Annotated in this window: 18 protein-coding genes and 1 pseudogene; 18 read left to right on the forward strand and 1 reads right to left on the reverse strand. The window is 49.1% G+C overall.

Features of this window, described 5'->3' with window-relative positions:
• Nucleotides 1-9 precede the first annotated feature (9 nt).
• Nucleotides 10-879 carry a YitT family protein gene (locus JCM10914_RS03100; protein ID WP_023957273.1) on the reverse strand — a complete coding sequence of 290 codons (870 nt, stop codon included), beginning with the start codon at nt 877-879 and terminating at the stop codon, nt 10-12.
• 195 nt (nt 880-1074) lie between these two features.
• On the opposite strand from JCM10914_RS03100, the gene JCM10914_RS03105 reads away from it, so the two are divergent.
• From JCM10914_RS03105 to JCM10914_RS03190, 18 genes and pseudogenes are all read left to right on the forward strand, one after another.
• Nucleotides 1075-1404 carry a nucleotide pyrophosphohydrolase gene (locus JCM10914_RS03105; RefSeq protein ID WP_036716820.1) on the forward strand — a complete coding sequence of 110 codons (330 nt, stop codon included), beginning with the start codon at nt 1075-1077 and terminating at the stop codon, nt 1402-1404.
• A gap of 50 nt (nt 1405-1454) precedes the next feature.
• Nucleotides 1455-1982 carry a tetratricopeptide repeat protein gene (locus tag JCM10914_RS03110; RefSeq protein ID WP_023957277.1) on the forward strand — a complete coding sequence of 176 codons (528 nt, stop codon included), beginning with the start codon at nt 1455-1457 and terminating at the stop codon, nt 1980-1982.
• Between the two features lie 29 nt (nt 1983-2011).
• Nucleotides 2012-2815, forward strand: coding sequence for a 4-hydroxy-tetrahydrodipicolinate reductase (gene dapB, locus JCM10914_RS03115; RefSeq protein WP_023957279.1), 804 nt, complete (start codon nt 2012-2014; stop codon nt 2813-2815).
• Between the two features lie 17 nt (nt 2816-2832).
• The gene (mgsA, locus tag JCM10914_RS03120; RefSeq protein WP_023957282.1) at nt 2833-3252 is read left to right on the forward strand and encodes a methylglyoxal synthase; all 420 of its coding nucleotides are present in this window, start codon (nt 2833-2835) and stop codon (nt 3250-3252) included.
• On the forward strand, nt 3252-3962 hold the full coding sequence (bshB1, locus tag JCM10914_RS03125) for a bacillithiol biosynthesis deacetylase BshB1 (protein WP_023957284.1): 711 nt from the start codon (nt 3252-3254) through the stop codon (nt 3960-3962). Before mgsA ends, bshB1 begins: the two co-directional genes overlap by 1 nt.
• Before the next feature lie 32 nt (nt 3963-3994).
• Complete coding sequence (bshA, locus tag JCM10914_RS03130) at nt 3995-5158, forward strand: N-acetyl-alpha-D-glucosaminyl L-malate synthase BshA (RefSeq protein ID WP_023957286.1); 1164 nt, start codon at nt 3995-3997, stop codon at nt 5156-5158.
• 43 nt (nt 5159-5201) lie between these two features.
• Nucleotides 5202-6497 (forward strand): CCA tRNA nucleotidyltransferase, encoded by a 1296-nt coding sequence (locus tag JCM10914_RS03135; protein WP_023957294.1) that lies wholly within the window; start codon nt 5202-5204, stop codon nt 6495-6497.
• Nucleotides 6484-7470, forward strand: a complete 987-nt coding sequence (locus tag JCM10914_RS03140) for a biotin--[acetyl-CoA-carboxylase] ligase (RefSeq protein ID WP_023957296.1) — start codon at nt 6484-6486, stop codon at nt 7468-7470. Before JCM10914_RS03135 ends, JCM10914_RS03140 begins: the two co-directional genes overlap by 14 nt.
• 286 nt (nt 7471-7756) lie before the next feature.
• Nucleotides 7757-8632, forward strand: coding sequence for a 3-methyl-2-oxobutanoate hydroxymethyltransferase (panB, locus tag JCM10914_RS03145; RefSeq protein WP_023957298.1), 876 nt, complete (start codon nt 7757-7759; stop codon nt 8630-8632).
• On the forward strand, nt 8632-9522 hold the full coding sequence (gene panC, locus JCM10914_RS03150; protein ID WP_023957300.1) for a pantoate--beta-alanine ligase: 891 nt from the start codon (nt 8632-8634) through the stop codon (nt 9520-9522). Before panB ends, panC begins: the two co-directional genes overlap by 1 nt.
• The gene (gene panD, locus JCM10914_RS03155; RefSeq protein ID WP_023957302.1) at nt 9515-9898 is read left to right on the forward strand and encodes an aspartate 1-decarboxylase; all 384 of its coding nucleotides are present in this window, start codon (nt 9515-9517) and stop codon (nt 9896-9898) included. The genes panC and panD overlap by 8 nt, the downstream gene beginning before the upstream one ends.
• 110 nt (nt 9899-10008) lie before the next feature.
• On the forward strand, nt 10009-10638 hold the full coding sequence (locus tag JCM10914_RS03160) for a tetratricopeptide repeat protein (protein WP_023957305.1): 630 nt from the start codon (nt 10009-10011) through the stop codon (nt 10636-10638).
• Nucleotides 10639-10801: 163 nt separating this feature from the next.
• The gene (gene dinG / locus JCM10914_RS03165) at nt 10802-13663 is read left to right on the forward strand and encodes an ATP-dependent DNA helicase DinG (protein ID WP_036716906.1); all 2862 of its coding nucleotides are present in this window, start codon (nt 10802-10804) and stop codon (nt 13661-13663) included.
• A 37-nt stretch (nt 13664-13700) separates the two neighbouring features.
• Nucleotides 13701-14363 (forward strand): redox-sensing transcriptional repressor Rex, encoded by a 663-nt coding sequence (locus tag JCM10914_RS03170; protein WP_023957309.1) that lies wholly within the window; start codon nt 13701-13703, stop codon nt 14361-14363.
• Nucleotides 14341-15625 (forward strand): annotated as a pseudogene (locus JCM10914_RS03175) (amidohydrolase); the annotation flags it as partial. The gene JCM10914_RS03170 and the pseudogene JCM10914_RS03175, both read left to right, overlap by 23 nt.
• 40 nt (nt 15626-15665) lie before the next feature.
• Entirely contained in the window at nt 15666-16184 is a 519-nt protein-coding gene (locus JCM10914_RS03180; protein ID WP_036716823.1) for a DUF5590 domain-containing protein, read from the forward strand.
• Between the two features lie 341 nt (nt 16185-16525).
• On the forward strand, nt 16526-17059 hold the full coding sequence (locus tag JCM10914_RS03185) for a hypothetical protein (RefSeq protein WP_023957319.1): 534 nt from the start codon (nt 16526-16528) through the stop codon (nt 17057-17059).
• Nucleotides 17052-18554 carry an AAA family ATPase gene (locus JCM10914_RS03190; protein ID WP_023957321.1) on the forward strand — a complete coding sequence of 501 codons (1503 nt, stop codon included), beginning with the start codon at nt 17052-17054 and terminating at the stop codon, nt 18552-18554. Before JCM10914_RS03185 ends, JCM10914_RS03190 begins: the two co-directional genes overlap by 8 nt.
• The last annotated feature ends 54 nt before the right edge of the window (nt 18555-18608 follow it).

Here is an 18608-nt window from a genome sequence, read left to right on the forward strand (position 1 = left end):
GCTTGAGCATCATTCCTCCTTAAATCCTTCTCCATGCACATCATTGACTTCGTTGATAATGATAAACGCCCTCGTATCCATGGATTTGGCCAGCCCAATCAGACGCCGAATCTCCTGCCGGGACACAATGCAATAGACCATGTGCTTCGCTTGCTTGGAATATACGCCGATCACAGGTATCAGGGTTACCCCTCGCTCCATCTCCATCGCGATTCGATCAGCAATCGGTTCAGCCTTATCGCTTATAATCGTGATTGATTTGGCAGCATACGCGCCCTCTTGGATAAAATCGATCACTTTGGAAGCGATGAAGACAGCGACCAGCGTATACAGGATACGTTCGAGCGGAATGAAGAACAAGGACATCGCAATAATGATAATATCCAGCGACAGAATGATTTGGCCCATGCTAAAGCCGAATTTTCGGTTGATGATCCGCGCTATGATATCCGAGCCTCCCGTTGTACCTCCGAACCGAAACACGATCCCGAGACCGGCGCCGAGGGTGACTCCAGCGTAAAGCGAGGCGAGAATATAGTCGTGTTCCGTGCGAAACGGGACAATCATCCCGCGGTCGATCAGGAATTCGAAGAGCCACAGAAATATGGTCAGGGAGGCGATGCCCAGCCCGGTATAAATCGATTGCCGCTTGCCCAGAATCTTCATCCCGACAAGAAACAAAGGAATGTTGATCACGAGTGTAGAGACGGACGGTGAAATGTTGAAGGCGTAATTGAGTAAGACTGTGATGCCGGTAACGCCGCCTTCCATAAGCTCGTTCGGAATAATAAAATAGAGCAGACCAAAGGCGTAGATGGCACAACCCGCAATAATCGGAATTACCGTTCGAAGTTCTATAAATATCCGCGATGTTTTCATGAGGACCTCACATTTCAGTTCGTCGTGCTGACGGTCATTATGGTAATGCTGTCATACCTGGTTAGTATGTGCAGAAGATAGGCGTGTCATAAAAAATATTTGTTTTCAAAACCGCTTTACGATAACATAGGTTTAAAACAACCACCTGAATTACAAGGCGAGGCTGTTTCAAGCAGTGAAAGGAGTATCATCGTTGTGGAGAAATCAATGGCTGAGATGCAGCGGGAAGTCGATCGTTACATTTCACAATTCAAAGAAGGGTACTTCAGTCCGTTGTCCATGATGGCTCGTATGTCTGAGGAAGTGGGAGAGCTGGCCAGAGAGGTCAATCATCAATTTGGCGAGAAGCCGAAGAAGGCGGACGAAGCGGACAACTCCATTGAGATGGAGCTCGGGGATATATTGTTTATTACGATGTGTTTCGCTAATTCCCTCGGTATCGATCTGGAGGAAGCCCATAATAAAGTGATGCATAAATTCTCGACGCGTGATGCGGATCGGTGGACCAAAATAAACACCGATTAGGCCGTTGTTACATATGCTGTACCAAACCTGAAATAGGGGAGGGACAGCCAGTGAGTACGGAAACATATATTCAAAAAGCATATCGGTGCATTCTTCAGAATGATTTCGAAGAAGCTCTACGCTGGTTTGAGCAAGCGCTACAGGCAGATCCCGGGGATGCTGAAGTACATTACCGCTGTTCTATTACCTATGGAAGAAGTGATCGACTGGAGATGGCGATCTTTCACGCGGAAGAAGCGGTAAGATTACAGCCGGATAAACCGGAATACAGACTTCATCTCCAGCACATTAAGGCCGCAGAGCTGGTGCGAAATGCTAGGAAAATGGTCGACAGCCGCCAGGATGTCACTCCTTCCGATCTGTATCAGGCCGTTACTCTTCTGAAATCGGCTGTGAGTATGGATCCGCTTCATGCCCAAGCGTATGTCTGGCTGGCATTAGTATATAGCGAACTGAATGAGCACGCGCAGGCGATCTCAACCTTAAAAGAGGTAATCGCCTTGTATCCGCAAGAAAGCGGTCTGCAACAGATCATGGAGGAGCTAAAACAGCGACTGAAATCATACATGCAAGATTAGTATCGGTCATGGAAAGTGAGGAATTAAAGATGTCAAACGTAATTAAGGTGGCGGTCGTCGGTGCAGGCGGTCGTATGGGCAAAGAGGTTGTTAAGCTAGTGCTTGGGGATGAAGAGCTGGAGTTGGCTGCTGCCGTCGGGCTGTCGGACGCAGGTAAGGATGCAGGCACGCTGGTGGGTCTGCCTGCATGCGGCATTACCGTAACGTCGGATTTGGAGATGGCGCTGGTGGAAGGAAAACCAGATGTTATGGTAGACTTCACCACGCCTCAGTTCGCATACAGCAACACGACTCTCGCCATCAAGCATGGAGTTCGCCCTGTTATGGGCACTACAGGATTTACGCCGGAACAAATCGAAGAGTTGGACAAGCAGTGTACCGAGCAAAATATCGGCGGTCTGATCGCTCCGAATTTCTCGATTGGCGCAATCCTGATGATGAAATTTGCGGCCCAAGCGGCCAAATATATGCCTCATGTTGAAATTATTGAAACGCATGGAGATCAAAAGCTGGACGCTCCGTCCGGTACTTCAATTAAAACAGCAGAAATGATCGCAGCGAATCGTGAAGAAGTTCGGCAAGGCAATCCGAAAGAAGAAGAGGTTATTGAAGGTGCACGGGGAGGATATTACAACGGCTTTCGAATCCATAGTTTGCGATTGCCAGGCGTATTTGCCCAACAAGAGGTGATCTTCGGCGGTTACGGGCAGAGTCTCAAGATTCGCCATGATTCATACGAGCGTGCCGCATATATGCCAGGAGTGAAGATGGCCGTGGAGAAAGTTATGGGGTATACTGGCATGGTCTATGGTTTTGATCATTTTATCGACTAACATAGGGGTGAATCACGATGAACATTGCATTTATTGCCCATGATCGAAAAAAAGAAGAAATAGTCAACTTTGTTATTGCTTACGAGAACGTATTTGCAGGTCATAAGCTGTACTCGACCGGGACGACCGGAACACGAATAATGGAGCAGACTTCCCTAAGTATTCACCGTTTTGCGTCGGGTCCCTTGGGTGGCGATCAGCAGATTGGAGCACTTGTAGCGGATAACGAGATGGATCTGATTGTTTTTTTAAGAGATCCATTGATGGCTCAGCCACATGAACCTGATATTAATGCCTTGCTCCGGCTGTGCGATGTGCAAGGGATTCCATTAGCTACGAACGTTGCAACGGCAGAAATTCTCGTCAAGGCCCTGGATCGGGGAGATTTTGCATGGCGGGAACTTGTTCATAAGTATAAACCGGGTGTGGATAGCTAATGGCCGATCAGAAGCTGGATATATTGATATTCGGAGCGCATGCGGACGATGCCGAGATCGGTATGGCCGGTACGATAGCCAAGCATGTATCGGCCGGACTAGCGGTAGGGATATGCGACCTGACACAAGCGGAAATGTCGTCTAACGGTACCGTTGATAATCGTATGCAGGAAGCGAATCATGCGGCCAAGGTACTGGATCTCACTGTAAGGACGAATCTCGGTCTGCCGGATCGTGGATTGTTTGTTACGCCAGAACACGTGGAACGAATAACCGCGGAGATTAGAAAGCATGCGCCTTCGATCGTATTTGCACCTTATTGGGAAGATCGCCACCCGGATCATGTGGCTTGCAGTCGCCTCGTGGAAGAAGCGGTCTTCAACGCCAAGTTGCGTCGTTATATGCCGGATACCCCTTCCATTAAGGTGGACGAGCTTTATTTTTATTTTATCAACGACTTGGGACAAACGGATCTTGTGGTAGATGTGTCCGAACAATACAGCGTGAAGGAGCAAGCGCTTGCCTGTTACCGTTCCCAGTTTCAAAAAATCGAACAAGATGCCGTCGCTACTCCCCTGACCGAGGGGTATATCGAGCGTGTGCGGGCCAGAGATTCATTGCTTGGTGCGCGCAGGCTTATTCCGTATGCAGAAGGATTTGCAACTAAAAGTCCGTATGTTGTTCATCTATTCGGCTCCAGCCAGGCATAATATATAGAGATGTACATAAAGGAGGGCCTGACATGAATCAGCAACCATTAAAGATCGGAATTACATGCTACCCTTCCCTGGGGGGATCCGGCGTTGTCGCTACAGAGCTCGGCAAGCTGCTTGCCGAACAGGGTCATCAGGTTCACTTTATTGCCCATAGCATACCGTTTCGATTAGGAACTTTTCATAAAAATATATTCTATCACGAGGTAGAAGTTAACGATTACTACGTATTCCGCTACCCGCCATACGATTTGTCGCTTGCGACCAAAATGGCCCAGGTTGCCAAGATGCAACAGCTGGACGTCCTTCACGTTCACTATGCAGTACCGCATGCGGTATGCGCGTTTCTCGCAAAGCAGATGGTTGGGGATCAACTTAAGGTTGTGACTACGTTGCATGGTACGGACATTACCGTGTTGGCGCAGGATGAGTCGCTGAAAGATCTGATTAGACTTGCGATTAATGAGAGTGATGCGGTTACCGCCGTATCGCAGGACTTGATTCGGGAGACCAAGGAACTGCTCGATATCACGCGTAATATCGATCTGACTTACAATTTTGTGGATCCTCGGGTGTACTACCCGCGAAATTCAAAGACGCTGCGCAGGGATTATGCTGACCCGAGCGAGAAGATCTTGATGCATATTTCCAATTTCCGGCCTGTGAAGCGTGTAGGTGATGTGATCGAGATATTTAATAAAGTGCAAGCTCATCTACCCGCGAAGCTGCTTCTGGTCGGGGAAGGACCTGATCTTCCGAAAATACAGTGTCGTATCAATGAGCTTGGACTAGGCGAGAAAGTGCACTTTCTAGGTAAACAAGACGAGATTGCCCATGTTATTTCCATGGCTGATGTATTGCTGCTTCCTTCCGAGAAGGAAAGCTTCGGCTTGGTAGCATTGGAAGCGATGGCGTGTGGTGTTCCCACGGTTGGCTCCACCGCAGGCGGCATACCGGAGCTTGTAGCTCACGGGGAGACCGGATATTTGGCTCCGATCGGTGATGTCGCATCGATGTCAGAATATGTGCTCGGCATTCTTAAAGATGAGGGACTCAGCGAACGTATGCGCAAAGCGTGCTTACAGCGCTCACTCAGCATGTTCTGCAATGAGTTGATTCGAGGAAAGTATGAGGAAATCTATTACCGAGTGTTAGGACGCGAGGTAAGCGAGCTGAAGCCGGTGTGCGGCTAAGCGGCTTCTCGTTGTTTTCGGATAAAGGAACGGTATAAAGACAATGACAGACAATCGAGTTATACAGTGGCACTATGCGGATCCGGAGATGGCCATCCAAAGCGCAAACGTGATTGGTAGGCTCCTTCAGGCAGGCTATGAAGCCTACTGGGTTGGAGGTTGTGTTCGCGACGAGTATATGAGAAGACCGGTTCACGATATGGATATCACGACTTCAGCCCGGCCTGAAAAGACGTGTGCATTATTCCAGAGAGTGGTTCCGACGGGAATCAAGCATGGAACCGTCACCGTTCTGATGAACGGGCAGGCGTTCGAGGTAACGACGTATCGCGTAGAGAGCGGGTACGAAGACCATCGTCATCCGACCGAGGTTGCTTTTGTCAGCGATGTGAACCAAGATTTGACCAGACGTGACTTCACGATGAACGCAATGGCTCGAGGTCTTGACGGCACATGGGTTGATCCTTTCAACGGACGACGGGACATCGATCAATCCATTATCCGTTGTGTCGGGCAAGCGCGCGTTCGATTTCGGGAAGACGCACTGCGCATGGTCCGCTGCATACGATTCGCCTCGGTATTCGGTTTCAGCATCGCCCATAATACGTGGAGAGGAATCATCGCGGAGCGGGACACGTTCTCTTGGATTGCTATGGAACGGATTCGCAGCGAATTTGACAAGATTATAACAGGCCCTTCTCCACTTGCCGGCTTCGAGATGTTTATTCGCAGTGGCTTGTATGCCAGAATGAAGAGCCCGTTTCCCTACACGGGGCATGATCAACGGATCATGGATGCAATTCCGTGTGTTCCCGATCAGCACGTCTCCGTTCGGTGGGCACTCGTATTATTGGCATGCGGTATAACGGCTGAAGCAGCGAATCCCTTACTCAGGGCCTGGACATTCTCTAACAAACAGCGCGCAGCTATTCTCGATCTGTTGGTATTTCAGGAAAAGAGCCTCACCGATGCACCGGGCGCAGAAGTCGACAACGATCAGTTGGGCTGGATTCAAAGCGTATTGACGTATGGGGACGAAGCTGCCGAGCGCTGGCTGATCATGCAGCGGTCGCTTATGGCGGCCGGTGCCCATACAGTTAGTAAGGAACAATTGCAGCTGATGGAACGATGGCTGCACGAGATGCCTGTGCGAAGCTTGAAAGACCTAAGTATAACCGGCAGCGAGCTACTGCATGCAATGAGCATGCGCGGTGGACCATGGCTTGGGACACTGCTCAATCAGCTGCTTCATAAGGTAGCAACAGGCAAAATGAACAACGATCGTGAATCGTTGATTGAAGAGGCAAAGCGGGTGTTAAGAGATTATGAAGGAACCTGAACAGGACATAACATTACTGGAGATGTTTCACGAACAATCGGGCCAATATCTTTCGGGTGAAGAGATTAGTCGCAGGTTATCGATCAGCCGATCGGCGGTATGGAAACAGATCAATAAACTCAGAGCAGCTGGCTATGAATTCGAAGCGCTTCCGCGGCTTGGCTATCGTCTGGTGGACCAGCCGGACAAGCTGCAGCCACAGTATTTGCTCGACGGAATGAAGAGCCGCACCTTCGGTCAAGTAATCCACGTGATGAATACTACCACTTCAACTCAAGAAGATGCGCGTCGTCTTGCGGAAGAAGGGGCAGATGGAGGCACACTGGTGATTGCTGAAGAACAGACCAGCGGCCGAGGCAGAATGGGACGTAAATTTCATTCGCCGCGCGGCAAAGGGATCTGGATGAGTCTGATACTTAAGCCGAAGCAGCCGCTGCATCTCACGCAGCAACTGACGCTGTTAACCGGGGTAGCTGTCTGCCGCGCAATTATGACATGCTGTAACGTGAAGACTGACATCAAATGGCCGAACGATATTCTGTATCAGGGTAAGAAAGTATGCGGGATCTTACTTGAATCCGCCACGGAAGACGAGCGAGTACGATATTGTATTGCAGGCATTGGAATTAGCGCTAACTTGAAAGAAACGGATTTCCCGGAAAATATTCGTTCGGTGGCTACTTCGGTGCGTTTAGCAGGTGGCCAGACCGTCGATCGTACGATCTTGATCCAAACCATCATGGCCGAGATGGAACAACTATATGAGTTATATAACGAACAAGGGTTGGCTCCAATCGCGGCGCTGTGGGAAGCGTTATCCGGTACGGTTGGCCGTGAAGTTGAGGTTCGCACTTCTCGGGACGTGACATCCGGGATAGCGACTGGCCTGAATCACGACGGTGCGCTGCTTGTTCGCCATCCAGATGGCGAGGTTATCCCTGTATATTCAGGAGATATTATTCTCGGGTCTTAGTTGAATCAAGCATGGTGAAAAAAGCTGAACTTTGTTATACTATCATTAGAGGCGGTATCCCATTACGTGAACTGCACTCGATGGTTTCTATCTTGAGTTTGAGGATTAAAGAACACCTTCATAACTGTTATGTCGGTTACGTTGGATTCTGCTCTGAGCCGAAAGGACCGAGACAGAAGGGACGATCGCGAGTGACTCTTCTTTGCCTTTCGGACTTTTTAGCAAGATTGTGCTAAAAAGTTTTTTTATTGTGTTTAATTCATTTAAACAGGGAGGCTGTGTCACCATGGCAGGGAAACAACCATTGAACATTGTCAAAATGAAAAATATGAAGCAAAGCGGCGAACCGCTCACGATGTTAACCGCTTACGATTATCCATCCGCCAAATTGGCCGAAGAAGCGGGGATGGATATGATTCTGGTGGGCGATTCGCTCGGTAACGTCGTATTGGGCTACACTTCTACCATACCGGTTACGCTGGATGATATGGTGTACCACACCCGTTCGGTAGCTCGCGGAGCGGAGAGCACTTTCATCGTAGCCGATATGCCGTTTATGACTTATCACGGCGGCATAGACGAGACGCTGCGCGGGGTGCGCAGACTCATGCAGGAAGGTCATGCCCATGCGGTAAAATTGGAAGGCGGCGCAGAAATTGCAGATACGGTAAAGCGGATCGTGCAATCCGGCGTACCGGTACTGGGCCATATTGGCTTAACACCGCAATCGGTGAACCAAATCGGTGGTTATCGAATTCAAGGCAAGGATGTAAAGGACGCACAGCGTCTGATGGAGGACGCTAAAGCGCTGGAGGCGGCAGGAGCTTTTGCCGTTGTACTGGAACTCGTTACGGAAGAAGCGGCTGCCGAAATCTCCAAAGCGCTAACGATACCGACCATCGGTATCGGTGCGGGGCGTCATTGCGACGGTCAGGTGTTGGTGTATCACGATATTTTGAAATATGCCTCACCTTATCGAGACAAACGATTCGTCAAGACCTATGCCGATGTTGGCACGATCATACGAAACGGTATTTCGCAGTACGTGAAAGAGGTAAAGGAGCGATCCTTCCCGGCCGAAGAGCACGTATTCAAGTCAGACCAAAAAGCAGCAATCGAAGCCGCACTTTACGGTGGTAAGGAGAAGGTGAACGCAACCTGATGAAAGTTATTCGTACCATCTCCGAGATCAGAACGGAGATGAGAAATGCTCAAAGCAACCACAATAACAAGGTGGGCCTAGTACCAACGATGGGATATTTACACGAAGGACATGCAAGCCTGATGCGTGAGGCGCGCAAGCAGACGGATGTTGTGGTCGTGAGTATCTTTGTCAACCCGATCCAATTCGGTCCTGGCGAAGATTATGAGACTTATCCGCGCAACGAAGCACATGATTTGGCATTGGCTGAGGCCGAAGGCGTGGATATTGTGTTTATGCCAAGCGTTTCGGAGATGTATCCTACGCCAACCAAAACCAAAATCTCGGTGTCGGATATAACAACGCTGTTGTGCGGTGCTTCGCGCCCAGGACATTTCGACGGCGTAACCACGGTCGTATCCAAGCTGTTTCATATCGTTAAGCCGGATTATGCTTTCTTCGGTATGAAAGATGCCCAGCAGGTAGCCGTCATCGAACAGATGGTAAGAGACTTGAACATGGATGTTAAGATTGTGCCATGTCCAATTATTCGCGAAGCTGACGGGCTTGCGCTCAGTTCACGTAACGTCTATCTGTCGCCAGAAGAGCGGCAGCAAGCGCTTGTCTTATCCGCCTCGTTAAGAGCGGCTCAGAGCGCAGTTCTGCAAGGACAGCTAACAACAGCAACCGAGATTCGAGCGTTGTTGCAAGAGCAGATTACAAGCTCGCCTTTGGCTGAAATTGATTATGTGGAACTGCTGCATTTTCCAGAGCTGACTCCGCTCGAAGCTGCACATCGTATTGTTGAAGGCGATAGCCTGATTATGGCGCTCGCGGTAAAGTTCGGTCGCACTCGTCTGATCGACAATGCGTTACTCCAACTACAAAAGGTAGGGGACTCTCATGTTTAGAACGATGATGAAATCCAAAATACACCGAGCAACCGTAACCGAAGCGAACCTGAATTATGTGGGCAGCATTACGATTGATGAAGATTTGATGGAAGCCGCCGACCTGCTTGAGAATGAAAAAGTTCAAATCGTAAACAATAATAACGGAGCTCGTCTTGAGACGTACGTCATCAAAGGCAGCCGAGGCAGCGGCGTGATTTGTCTGAACGGTGCAGCCGCCCGTTTGGTGCAGCCGGGAGACAATGTCATTATTATTTCTTATGCCATGATGTCCAAGGAAGAATATGAACAGCATACGCCGACGGTCGTGATCGTCGATGAGTTGAATAAACCGGTAACAACGGAGTACAAAGAGGTTCATGCAGCCGTGCTGTAAGAGCCAAAAAGTGTCGGAACTGCCCGGGGATGAAAACACCACTTTCTACAGAAAATGAAGTCAGGTGGACGCACTGATTTCATTTTCTCGCTAAGGGTGGGATGCACGCTATGTTTCAACATGTATTCGCTGAAATGAACAACATGTTAGATGAAATTGTGAAGCATTACCCTTCTGCCCAAGGTCAGCAAAAACAGGCGCTTGTACAAAACTGGAACATGCTGAAAAGCATGAGTGACAGTATCATGGAGGAATGGCTGCATTTCGAAGAAAAAATGGCCGTTTTCCGTGAACATGCTGTTTCGGCTCCAGCTTTTCCACCGACTGAAGCGCCTGAATTACAGCTTGATGCCTTCGTAAGAGGGCAGGGATATTACAAGCTGCTGATGTTTCAGCCTGCTATATCGCAGTTTGAAGCAGCGGCAGCTGTATATCCCGAGAGTCTGCTTATCAAGTTGTACATCGCGATGTCGCATCTGTACCAGGGGAACACCTCTGCAGCGTCCGAAGTGTTATTGACCATCTTGCCACTGGCTGACAACAAACAGCTTCGGGCAATGATTTACAATGCACTTGGATGTATTGAAGTGTTGAACGGACGTCCGGAACAGGCGGTTGAGGTCTTCACGTTAGCCGTTCACTGCGATCCGACTCTTCCTGACCCCATCGTGAATTTAAAGGTCTGTCAGCAAAATGGCGGAGAGCTTCAGTATGGAAGTCAATTGATTTCATTGCTGTAGTGATACGCTGCTCAAACGAAGCGATGCCGAAGTTCTCCGAGAAGAGGCTTTGGCATCGCTTCGTTTGTGACTACTGCAGATGGACAAAGGACGAGGCGGATGTTCAAATAACGAAACTTCTGGTATGCTGTTAATTAGTCTGGAAGAAAGGGATTTTAAGAAGATGAAATTTGCCGTATTGGATTTTGAAACCACGGGCAACCAGTCCGCTGATGAAATTATACAGGTTGGATTGGCCATCATCGAAGAAGATCGAAGTATTTCCCGCGTGTACGGCACTTATGTCAATCCCGGGATTCCTATTCCTCCATTTATTACCGGTCTGACCGGGATTAGTGATCGTGATGTTGCGGATGCACCGTCACTAGAGGATATGATGATGGAGCTAGTACCCATGCTGGATGATGTTGTACTCATTGGGCACAACGTGGCATTTGATTTTAACTTTTTGCAAAATGCGTTGGATCGATGCGGGTACCTGCCTTTTGCAGGCCGCATTTTAGACACGATGCACTTTTTAAAAATATGCTTTCCTTCGCTGCCTTCATACCAGCTCGGTATGGTATCTTCCCATTTCGGCCTTGCGCATGACCGTCCGCATCAAGCGGACAGTGATGCACTTGCTACAGCTTATGCACTGCTGAAATGCCTGGAGGAGATCGACGAGCTGCCACTCTTGACTGTTCAGCGCCTCAGTGATCTGTTCGCGGATGAGGATAGCGACCTCGCTTGGTTCTTCGACGGGATTCGCGCAGAGCGGGAGTTTCAAGCTGTCCAAGACGGGGATACGCACACGTATTACCGTCAGTTTGCGCTGTCTGTTGAAGACTGGACTGAGATTGCTCCGCCAAGAGATGAAGCCGACGATAATCCGCTGGCGCAAGTCAGTTTTGAAGAATATATGGATCAAGTGCGTGAAGGGCTGAAGAATACTTTAAGCCATTACGAGAGCCGGGATGCTCAGGATATTATGTTTCAGGAAGTCATGCAGGCATTGGACGAGGATAAGCATTTACTCATTGAAGCCGGCACGGGCACGGGTAAATCGCTCGGCTATTTGCTGCCTTCCATTTACCAGAGCGTGAAGCAGGGGGAGAAGGTCATGGTGAGCACGCATACCATTAACCTTCAAGAGCAGCTTCGAGAGCGCGATATCCCGCTCTTGACCCAGGTCGTGCCGTTTCCATTCAAGGCGGCTATATTTAAAGGTAGAGGCCACTATTTGTGTTTGAGAAAATTTGAACATAAAATAAACAGAAGAGATTTCCAAGCTCCGAAGGAAGATGTCATTACGGCAGCCCAAATGCTCGTCTGGCTGACTCAGACAGAAACCGGCGATGATGAAGAATTGAATCTGGGCGGACGCGGTGGCGACTTCTGGGAGACGATATCGAGCGATTCCGATTCTTGTCTGGGCCGGGCATGCCCATGGTTTAGAAAGTGCTTCTACCACCGGGCGAAGCATGAAGCCGGAATAGCCGATGTGGTCATTACGAACCATTCGAAACTGTTTACCGATGTGAAAGCCAATCACCAATTACTGCCGAGTTATGAGCGGCTCGTTATCGATGAAGCACATCATCTTGAAGATGTGGCTGGCAAGCATCTGGGGCTGCAGATGAAGTATTTCACCGTGGTTCATACCTTAACGAGGATGTTTAAGGATAGCCGGAACGGGCAGCTCCCTGCCTTGCATCAGCTGCTGCAGGTATCACCGCACGAGAAATCAGCTGATTGGGCAGCAGTACTTGATCAAATTTACCCCGATTTGATTACGGTCAAGGAACTATGGGATCGGCTGAGCGATCAGTTATTCGGATTATTACCTGAGCGTGGCGATGCTTCGCCTGGGGATGCAGGCCAGTTCTCGCTGCGTCTATCTCCTTCAAAAAAACCGAAAGGCTGGGAAGCGCTGACGGACCTCGAGCATCAGATTCATGTCACCCTTGGCGATGTCGTTCGTAAGGGAGATAAGCTGATTGCAGAGATCAAGGAAGACTTGGACGATTATAGCGCCGATAGTCTGATAACGGATTTGTCCGGATTATTCAAGGATCTGGCTGCGCATCGAGAAGACCTGCGTTCCTTTATGGCCTTGAACGACGAAGGTACGGTGTACTGGATGGAAGCAAGCGGGAATTTCCGCAGTAAATCGCTGCAGCTTTATGCGGTCCCTGTCGATGTCAGTTCGCATCTGAAAGAGCTGTTTTTTGATAAGAAGCGCAGTGTCATCCTGACGTCCGCGACTTTGTCAGTCGATAAATCGTTCCAATTCATGATTGATAACCTCGGTTTGGCTGAGGCGGCCGAAGCTGGTAATCTTCATACAGCACAGCTCCCGTCCCCTTTCAACTACAGGGATCAAGCACTGCTGGTCGTGCCTCGTGATTTCCCGAGCGTTAAAGGATCGGTAGGTGATGCGCTCTTCGTGAACACGCTGGTGCAATCTTTAGCGGATACCGCCGTCGCAACTCAGGGCCGAATGTTGGTATTATTTACTTCCTATCGCATGCTTAGACAAGTTCATGAACCGCTGAAGGAAGCTCTATCCAATAGCGATATTGCCGTGCTTGGGCAGGGAATGGACGGCACGAGCCGGACCAAGCTGATTCGCCGCTTCCAGGACAGCAGTGCATCGGTACTGCTGGGTACAAGCTCCTTCTGGGAAGGTGTCGATATTCCCGGAGACGCCTTAACCTGTCTGGCGATTGTCAGACTTCCGTTCCAGCCGCCGAATCATCCACTGGTGGAGGCCAAGAGCGAGCTGCTGCAGCAGCAGAAGAAAAACCCTTTTATGAAACTGTCAGTTCCCCAAGCCGTCATTCGCTTTAAACAAGGTTTTGGGCGTTTGGTGCGGACAGCCCAAGATAAGGGTATTGTAATTGTATATGATACCCGGGTCATTGAGTCTTATTATGGCAAGTATTTCTTGTATTCCTTGCCTGGACCGAAGATGGAGCATATGCCGACAGCTGCAATTGTGCCACGGGTAACGGAATGGCTGCAAGCGGATGGGCAACATTGAAATAAAGTGAAATATCCTATGATTAGGGGGAGCATGCATGAAATCGGAAAAAATCTCGGAAGCTGTGGTCCGCAGACTGCCTGTCTATTTGCGTTATTTGAATGAGCTTCGCAAGAGGGAGGTCGCCACGGTGTCCTCCCAGGAGCTCGGGCAGAAGCTTGATCTGAATCCTGCGCAGATTCGTAAGGACCTGGCGTATTTTGGTGATTTCGGACGTAAAGGTATTGGTTATGATGTTTCCTATCTAATTGAGAAAATACGACAAATCCTCAAGCTGGACCAACAGATTAATGTCGCGCTAGTCGGTGCAGGAAACTTGGGACATGCCTTGTCTAACTACAACGCGTTTTTGAAGGACAATATGAAGATCGTGGCGATTTTTGATTCCTACGCACCGAAGGTCGGCAAGAAGATCAACAACTTGACCGTACAGCCGATGCAGGAACTGGTGGATACCGTTCAGGCGAACGGTATCCGGATCGGCATTATTACCGTACCTGATTTTGAAGCACAACATGTCGCGGATCAATTGATCTCGGCCGGCATCGAGGCCATTTTGAATTTCGCGCCAACGATTCTGAAAGCACCGTCTCATATCCGCATTCATACGGCGGACTTCACGACGGATTTGCAGAGCTTGGCTTATTATTTGGATAACGGCAAGGAGGATACAGCGCATGACGAAGAAATGGATCGTTAAGAACGGCACCTTCGCTGTTCTAGAGGAAGGCAGATCGGTCTTGAAAGGTTATATGGTCGTTGAGGACGACCGAATTACATATCTGGGAGAGAAGGCGCCGGAATCGATGGAAGATGCCGATACGATAGATGGTACTCATCTGTTCTTCATGCCAGGACTCGTCAATACGCACGGTCATGCTGCTATGTCTTTGTTGCGCGGGTATGGCGACGATCTGGCTCTGCAGGTCTGGCTCCAAGAAAAAATGTGGCCGATGGAGGCTAAATTCACGGCAGACGATGTGTATTGGGGTGCCTCGCTGTCCGTAGTGGAAATGATCAAAGGCGGCACGACGACTTTTGTCGATATGTACGATCATATGGATCAAGTCGCTAAAGTCGTGCAGGATTCCGGCATGCGAGGGGTTCTGACTCGCGGGGTGATCGGGTTGTGTTCGGCTCAGGAGCAGATGCAGAAATTATCCGACGCGATCGCTTTCGCAAAAGACTGGCATGGACAAGCGGGCGGCCGGATCACCACCATGATATCGCCGCATGCCCCTTACACGTGTCCGCCGGATTTTATCGAGAAGTTCGTACAGGCTGCACATGATTTAGATTTGCCGATTCATACCCATATGTCGGAAACTACGACCGAGGTTGCTCAAAATGTAGAGGACTACGGGCTGCGTCCCGTCGCCCATCTGGAGAAACTCGGCGTATTTAGCAGGCCGACGCTGCTTGCGCACGCGGTTCATCTGACCGATGAAGAAATTGAAGTCTTGGCTAGGCATCAAGTTGCCGTTTCCCATAATCCTGGCAGCAACCTGAAACTGGCTAGTGGCATCGCGCGCGTGCCTGATTTGCTTAAGGCCGGCGTGACGGTATCACTTGGAACGGATGGGCCAGCGAGTAACAATAACCTCGATATGTTCGAAGAGATGAGACTGGCTGCCTTGATTCATAAAGGAGTGAGCGGAGATCCGACTGCGATTCCGGCTTCGGAAGCGTTGCGCATGGGAACCGAGTACGGCGCAAAATCAATCTTCCTCGACCAGATCGGCAAGCTTGCGTAGGAATGAAGGCGGATATGATCGCATTGAATACGGACCAGGCACACTTCTTGCCGCGTACCGATTATATTTCGCATGCTATATATTCGGCGTCTGCCAAGGATGTAGAACATGTATGGTAGATGGCAAGCAGGTCGTGAAGAACGGGTTAAGTTTGACATTGGACGAGGAACGTATTCGCAGAGAAGCACAGCGTGCTTTCGAGCGTCTTTCAACTATAGGGAATTTTGCGGGGTGGGAGGTAGAAAGGTTTGAAAAAGAGAACCAAATGGATATTGCTTAGTGTGTCGGGTGTATTGTTGGTGCTGTTGGCCGCACAGCTATACTATTCGTATGTGATGAGCGGCATCTGGAACGAGGAACGTCTTGCCATTCAAGCCTCCAAGCAGCACGGTGACCTGGTAACAACAGCCAAAACCTATAAATCGGTGTGGGGCGAGGACAATAAGTATTGGGTCATCTCGGGCACGGATCAGAATCAGGAAGAGATTATGGTGTGGGTGAAGTTTACCGAGGAAGATTTACCTGTTCCGGGTGAAGATGCCGTCGCGCAAGTAAAGATGAGCAGCGGCAAGTCAGAGGCCCAGATTCGTGATCAGATTCATCAGGAGCTGCCAGGAGCGACGATTAAGCGCTTGTTGCCTGGTATGTATGAAGGTGACTATGCATGGCAATTGCATTATGGACATAATGGTCAGCTTGGCTACCGCTTCTATCGGTTTGAGGACGGCAATGCCATCGGCGATGATATCATTCTGCCTCATTCGTAGTGAATAGAAGGGGCTGTCTCCAGAAATTAACAAATGACGGCGCTAAGGGACGTAATCCCTGCGCCGTCATTTTGTGTATCGAACAGCAAAGGGGCGTCTCGGAAGATCTGCGATCTTTTGAGACGCCCTCTTTTTCGTACCTATCATTCAGTAAACGGATTCAGGTAAGGATTGGAAAGTGTGTTCGCAATATTTTCACACGTAGGCATGAAAAAGTATATAAAATATGATATACTCGTAACTGTACTGTTTGAGCAAATAAATAAATCGCCGATGATAGCATGATATTGCAGATAATGTGATGTAAGTAAATATAGCATACAATCTTAAGGAGGAACTTCATGAAACTACGCATTGTACCTATCGTGCTGACAGTCGTTATTTCAGCCTCGGTCCTCTTTGGCGGATGGTTTATTTACCGGCACATGGTCTTACAGAATCCGCTAGCTAACGTTGTCTCACAATACGAAGGTGTTAAGAGTTCTCATATAGATATTAAACAGGATACCGTCACTTTGAAACTTGATTTGGAACCTAATACGAATTTGCAAGGTCTCGTCCAGCATATTAAAGAGGAAGGCAAGGCTGTCATTGGTCAACGAGAATTAAAGTTTGTGGTTGAGGATCATTCATCTGAAGCGCTTGACCTATGGTGGGAGCAAGCGATGTTGTCTGTTGCTGAGGCCATGGATACGAAACGATACACCAATATTCAGTCCTCTCTTGAGCAGTTGGCTGGAGAGTCTTCGAATCTTACAGCAAGAGCGACAATTGATGATACAAACGTTTATGTAAGTCTCTCTGATGGCAAGTCTGGCAAGTTCATCATCCTGCCGCGTCAGCCTGGCAAAATGGAGGTGTGGAATCATGCCTAAGTTGGCTAAAGAAATGATGATCGGTTTTATACCGGTATTGCTCGTGTTTCTCGTATTCGTAGGCGTGAATATCGTGCCTCTGTTAATTGCGACGGTTCTGGTAGGAGCTTTACTGTTTGTAGCCAAGATGAAGGGCGGCATCGCTGTCGGTGCTGGCAATGAACGAAAGCGTAAGAAGAGCGGTCCGGCTAAATTGACCTTTGAAGAAATTGGCGGCCAGGACAACGCCAAGCAGGAACTGCGCGAGGCGCTGGACTTTCTGATTCGTCACGAAGACATAAAGAAGTTCGGCATACGTCCACTGAAGGGGATTCTCCTGACCGGGCCTCCGGGAACCGGTAAGACTTTGATGGCGAAGGCAGCGGCCCATTATACCGACTCGGTGTTTGTCGGTGCAGCGGGCAGTGAATTTGTCGAGATGTATGTAGGTGTTGGTGCTGGACGAATCCGGGATTTGTTCAAGGATGCACGAAACCGAGCTACCAAAGAAAACAAACAGAGTGCCATTATTTTTATTGATGAAATCGATGTCATCGGTGGAAAGCGCGAAGGGGGTCAACAGCGTGAGTATGATCAGACTCTCAATCAGCTTTTGACCGAGATGGATGGGATTTATTCACAAGATACGCCGCGAATTCTCGTGATCGCTGCTACCAACCGTAAGGAGATGCTCGATAGCGCGCTGCTTCGTCCTGGGCGGTTTGATCGCCATATTCAGGTTGATCTGCCAGACAAGAAAGGGCGTTCGCATATCTTGAATCTTCACGCTAGCAATAAACCGCTGCACGAGGATGTAGACTTAGAGAAAATCGCGGAGGAAGCTTATGGCTTCTCCGGAGCACAGCTCGAGAGCGTGATGAACGAAGCGGCAATATATACGATGCGTGAGGACGAGCAGTTTATTCATCAGCGTCATCTATCCATGGCGATCGATAAGGTCATGATGGGCGAGCGCTCTGATCGGGAATCGAATCATGAGGAGAAGAAGCGAGTTGCCATTCATGAATTGGGTCACGCGATTATGGCGGAGATTGTTCGACCGGGCAGCGTGAAGCAGGTAGCTCTTAGTCCGAGAGGCAAAGCGCTAGGATATGTCCGTCATAATCCTCAGCAAGAGCAGTATCTGTACACCAAATCCTTCCTGGAGGAGCAGATTATGATTGCGCTTGGAGGCGCAGCCGCCGAGGAGATGTATTATGGTGGGCGAAGCACAGGCTCCAGCAATGATTTTGAACAATCGCTTAATATCGTGGAGACCATGATGAAATCAGGCTTGACTTCATTAGGGATTATTAATATGAATATGGTCACAACTGAGGAATTAATGAGAGAGAACAATATGATTTTGGAAGAGCTGATGAATCGGACCCAAACAATGCTGGAACAACATCGGCCCATCTTTGACAACTCTCTTGATATCTTGATGAAAGAAGAAATTCTCTCGGGAGAACAATTTCGTTGTCAATTTCGTGAAAACACGCTTTTACCAGCATAAATTGTTATGCTGGTTATTTTTTTTTACTTTTTTCCCGTGCTAAGATATGATTAT

It is taken from the genome of Paenibacillus sp. JCM 10914 (assembly GCF_001315105.1).
Classification (GTDB): domain Bacteria; phylum Bacillota; class Bacilli; order Paenibacillales; family Paenibacillaceae; genus Paenibacillus_AQ.

Bases quoted from the DNA above. Each gene is read 5' to 3' on its own strand.
- JCM10914_RS03100 (WP_023957273.1), bottom strand. From the start codon at position 879: ATGAAAACATCGCGGATATTTATAGAACTTCGAACGGTAATTCCGATT.
- dapB (WP_023957279.1), top strand. From the start codon at position 2,012: ATGTCAAACGTAATTAAGGTGGCGGTCGTCGGTGCAGGCGGTCGTATG.
- mgsA (WP_023957282.1), top strand. From the start codon at position 2,833: ATGAACATTGCATTTATTGCCCATGATCGAAAAAAAGAAGAAATAGTC.
- bshB1 (WP_023957284.1), top strand. From the start codon at position 3,252: ATGGCCGATCAGAAGCTGGATATATTGATATTCGGAGCGCATGCGGAC.
- bshA (WP_023957286.1), top strand. From the start codon at position 3,995: ATGAATCAGCAACCATTAAAGATCGGAATTACATGCTACCCTTCCCTG.
- JCM10914_RS03135 (WP_023957294.1), top strand. From the start codon at position 5,202: ATGACAGACAATCGAGTTATACAGTGGCACTATGCGGATCCGGAGATG.
- JCM10914_RS03140 (WP_023957296.1), top strand. From the start codon at position 6,484: ATGAAGGAACCTGAACAGGACATAACATTACTGGAGATGTTTCACGAA.
- panB (WP_023957298.1), top strand. From the start codon at position 7,757: ATGGCAGGGAAACAACCATTGAACATTGTCAAAATGAAAAATATGAAG.
- panC (WP_023957300.1), top strand. From the start codon at position 8,632: ATGAAAGTTATTCGTACCATCTCCGAGATCAGAACGGAGATGAGAAAT.
- panD (WP_023957302.1), top strand. From the start codon at position 9,515: ATGTTTAGAACGATGATGAAATCCAAAATACACCGAGCAACCGTAACC.
- JCM10914_RS03160 (WP_023957305.1), top strand. From the start codon at position 10,009: ATGTTTCAACATGTATTCGCTGAAATGAACAACATGTTAGATGAAATT.
- dinG (WP_036716906.1), top strand. From the start codon at position 10,802: ATGAAATTTGCCGTATTGGATTTTGAAACCACGGGCAACCAGTCCGCT.
- JCM10914_RS03170 (WP_023957309.1), top strand. From the start codon at position 13,701: ATGAAATCGGAAAAAATCTCGGAAGCTGTGGTCCGCAGACTGCCTGTC.
- JCM10914_RS03185 (WP_023957319.1), top strand. From the start codon at position 16,526: ATGAAACTACGCATTGTACCTATCGTGCTGACAGTCGTTATTTCAGCC.
- JCM10914_RS03190 (WP_023957321.1), top strand. From the start codon at position 17,052: ATGCCTAAGTTGGCTAAAGAAATGATGATCGGTTTTATACCGGTATTG.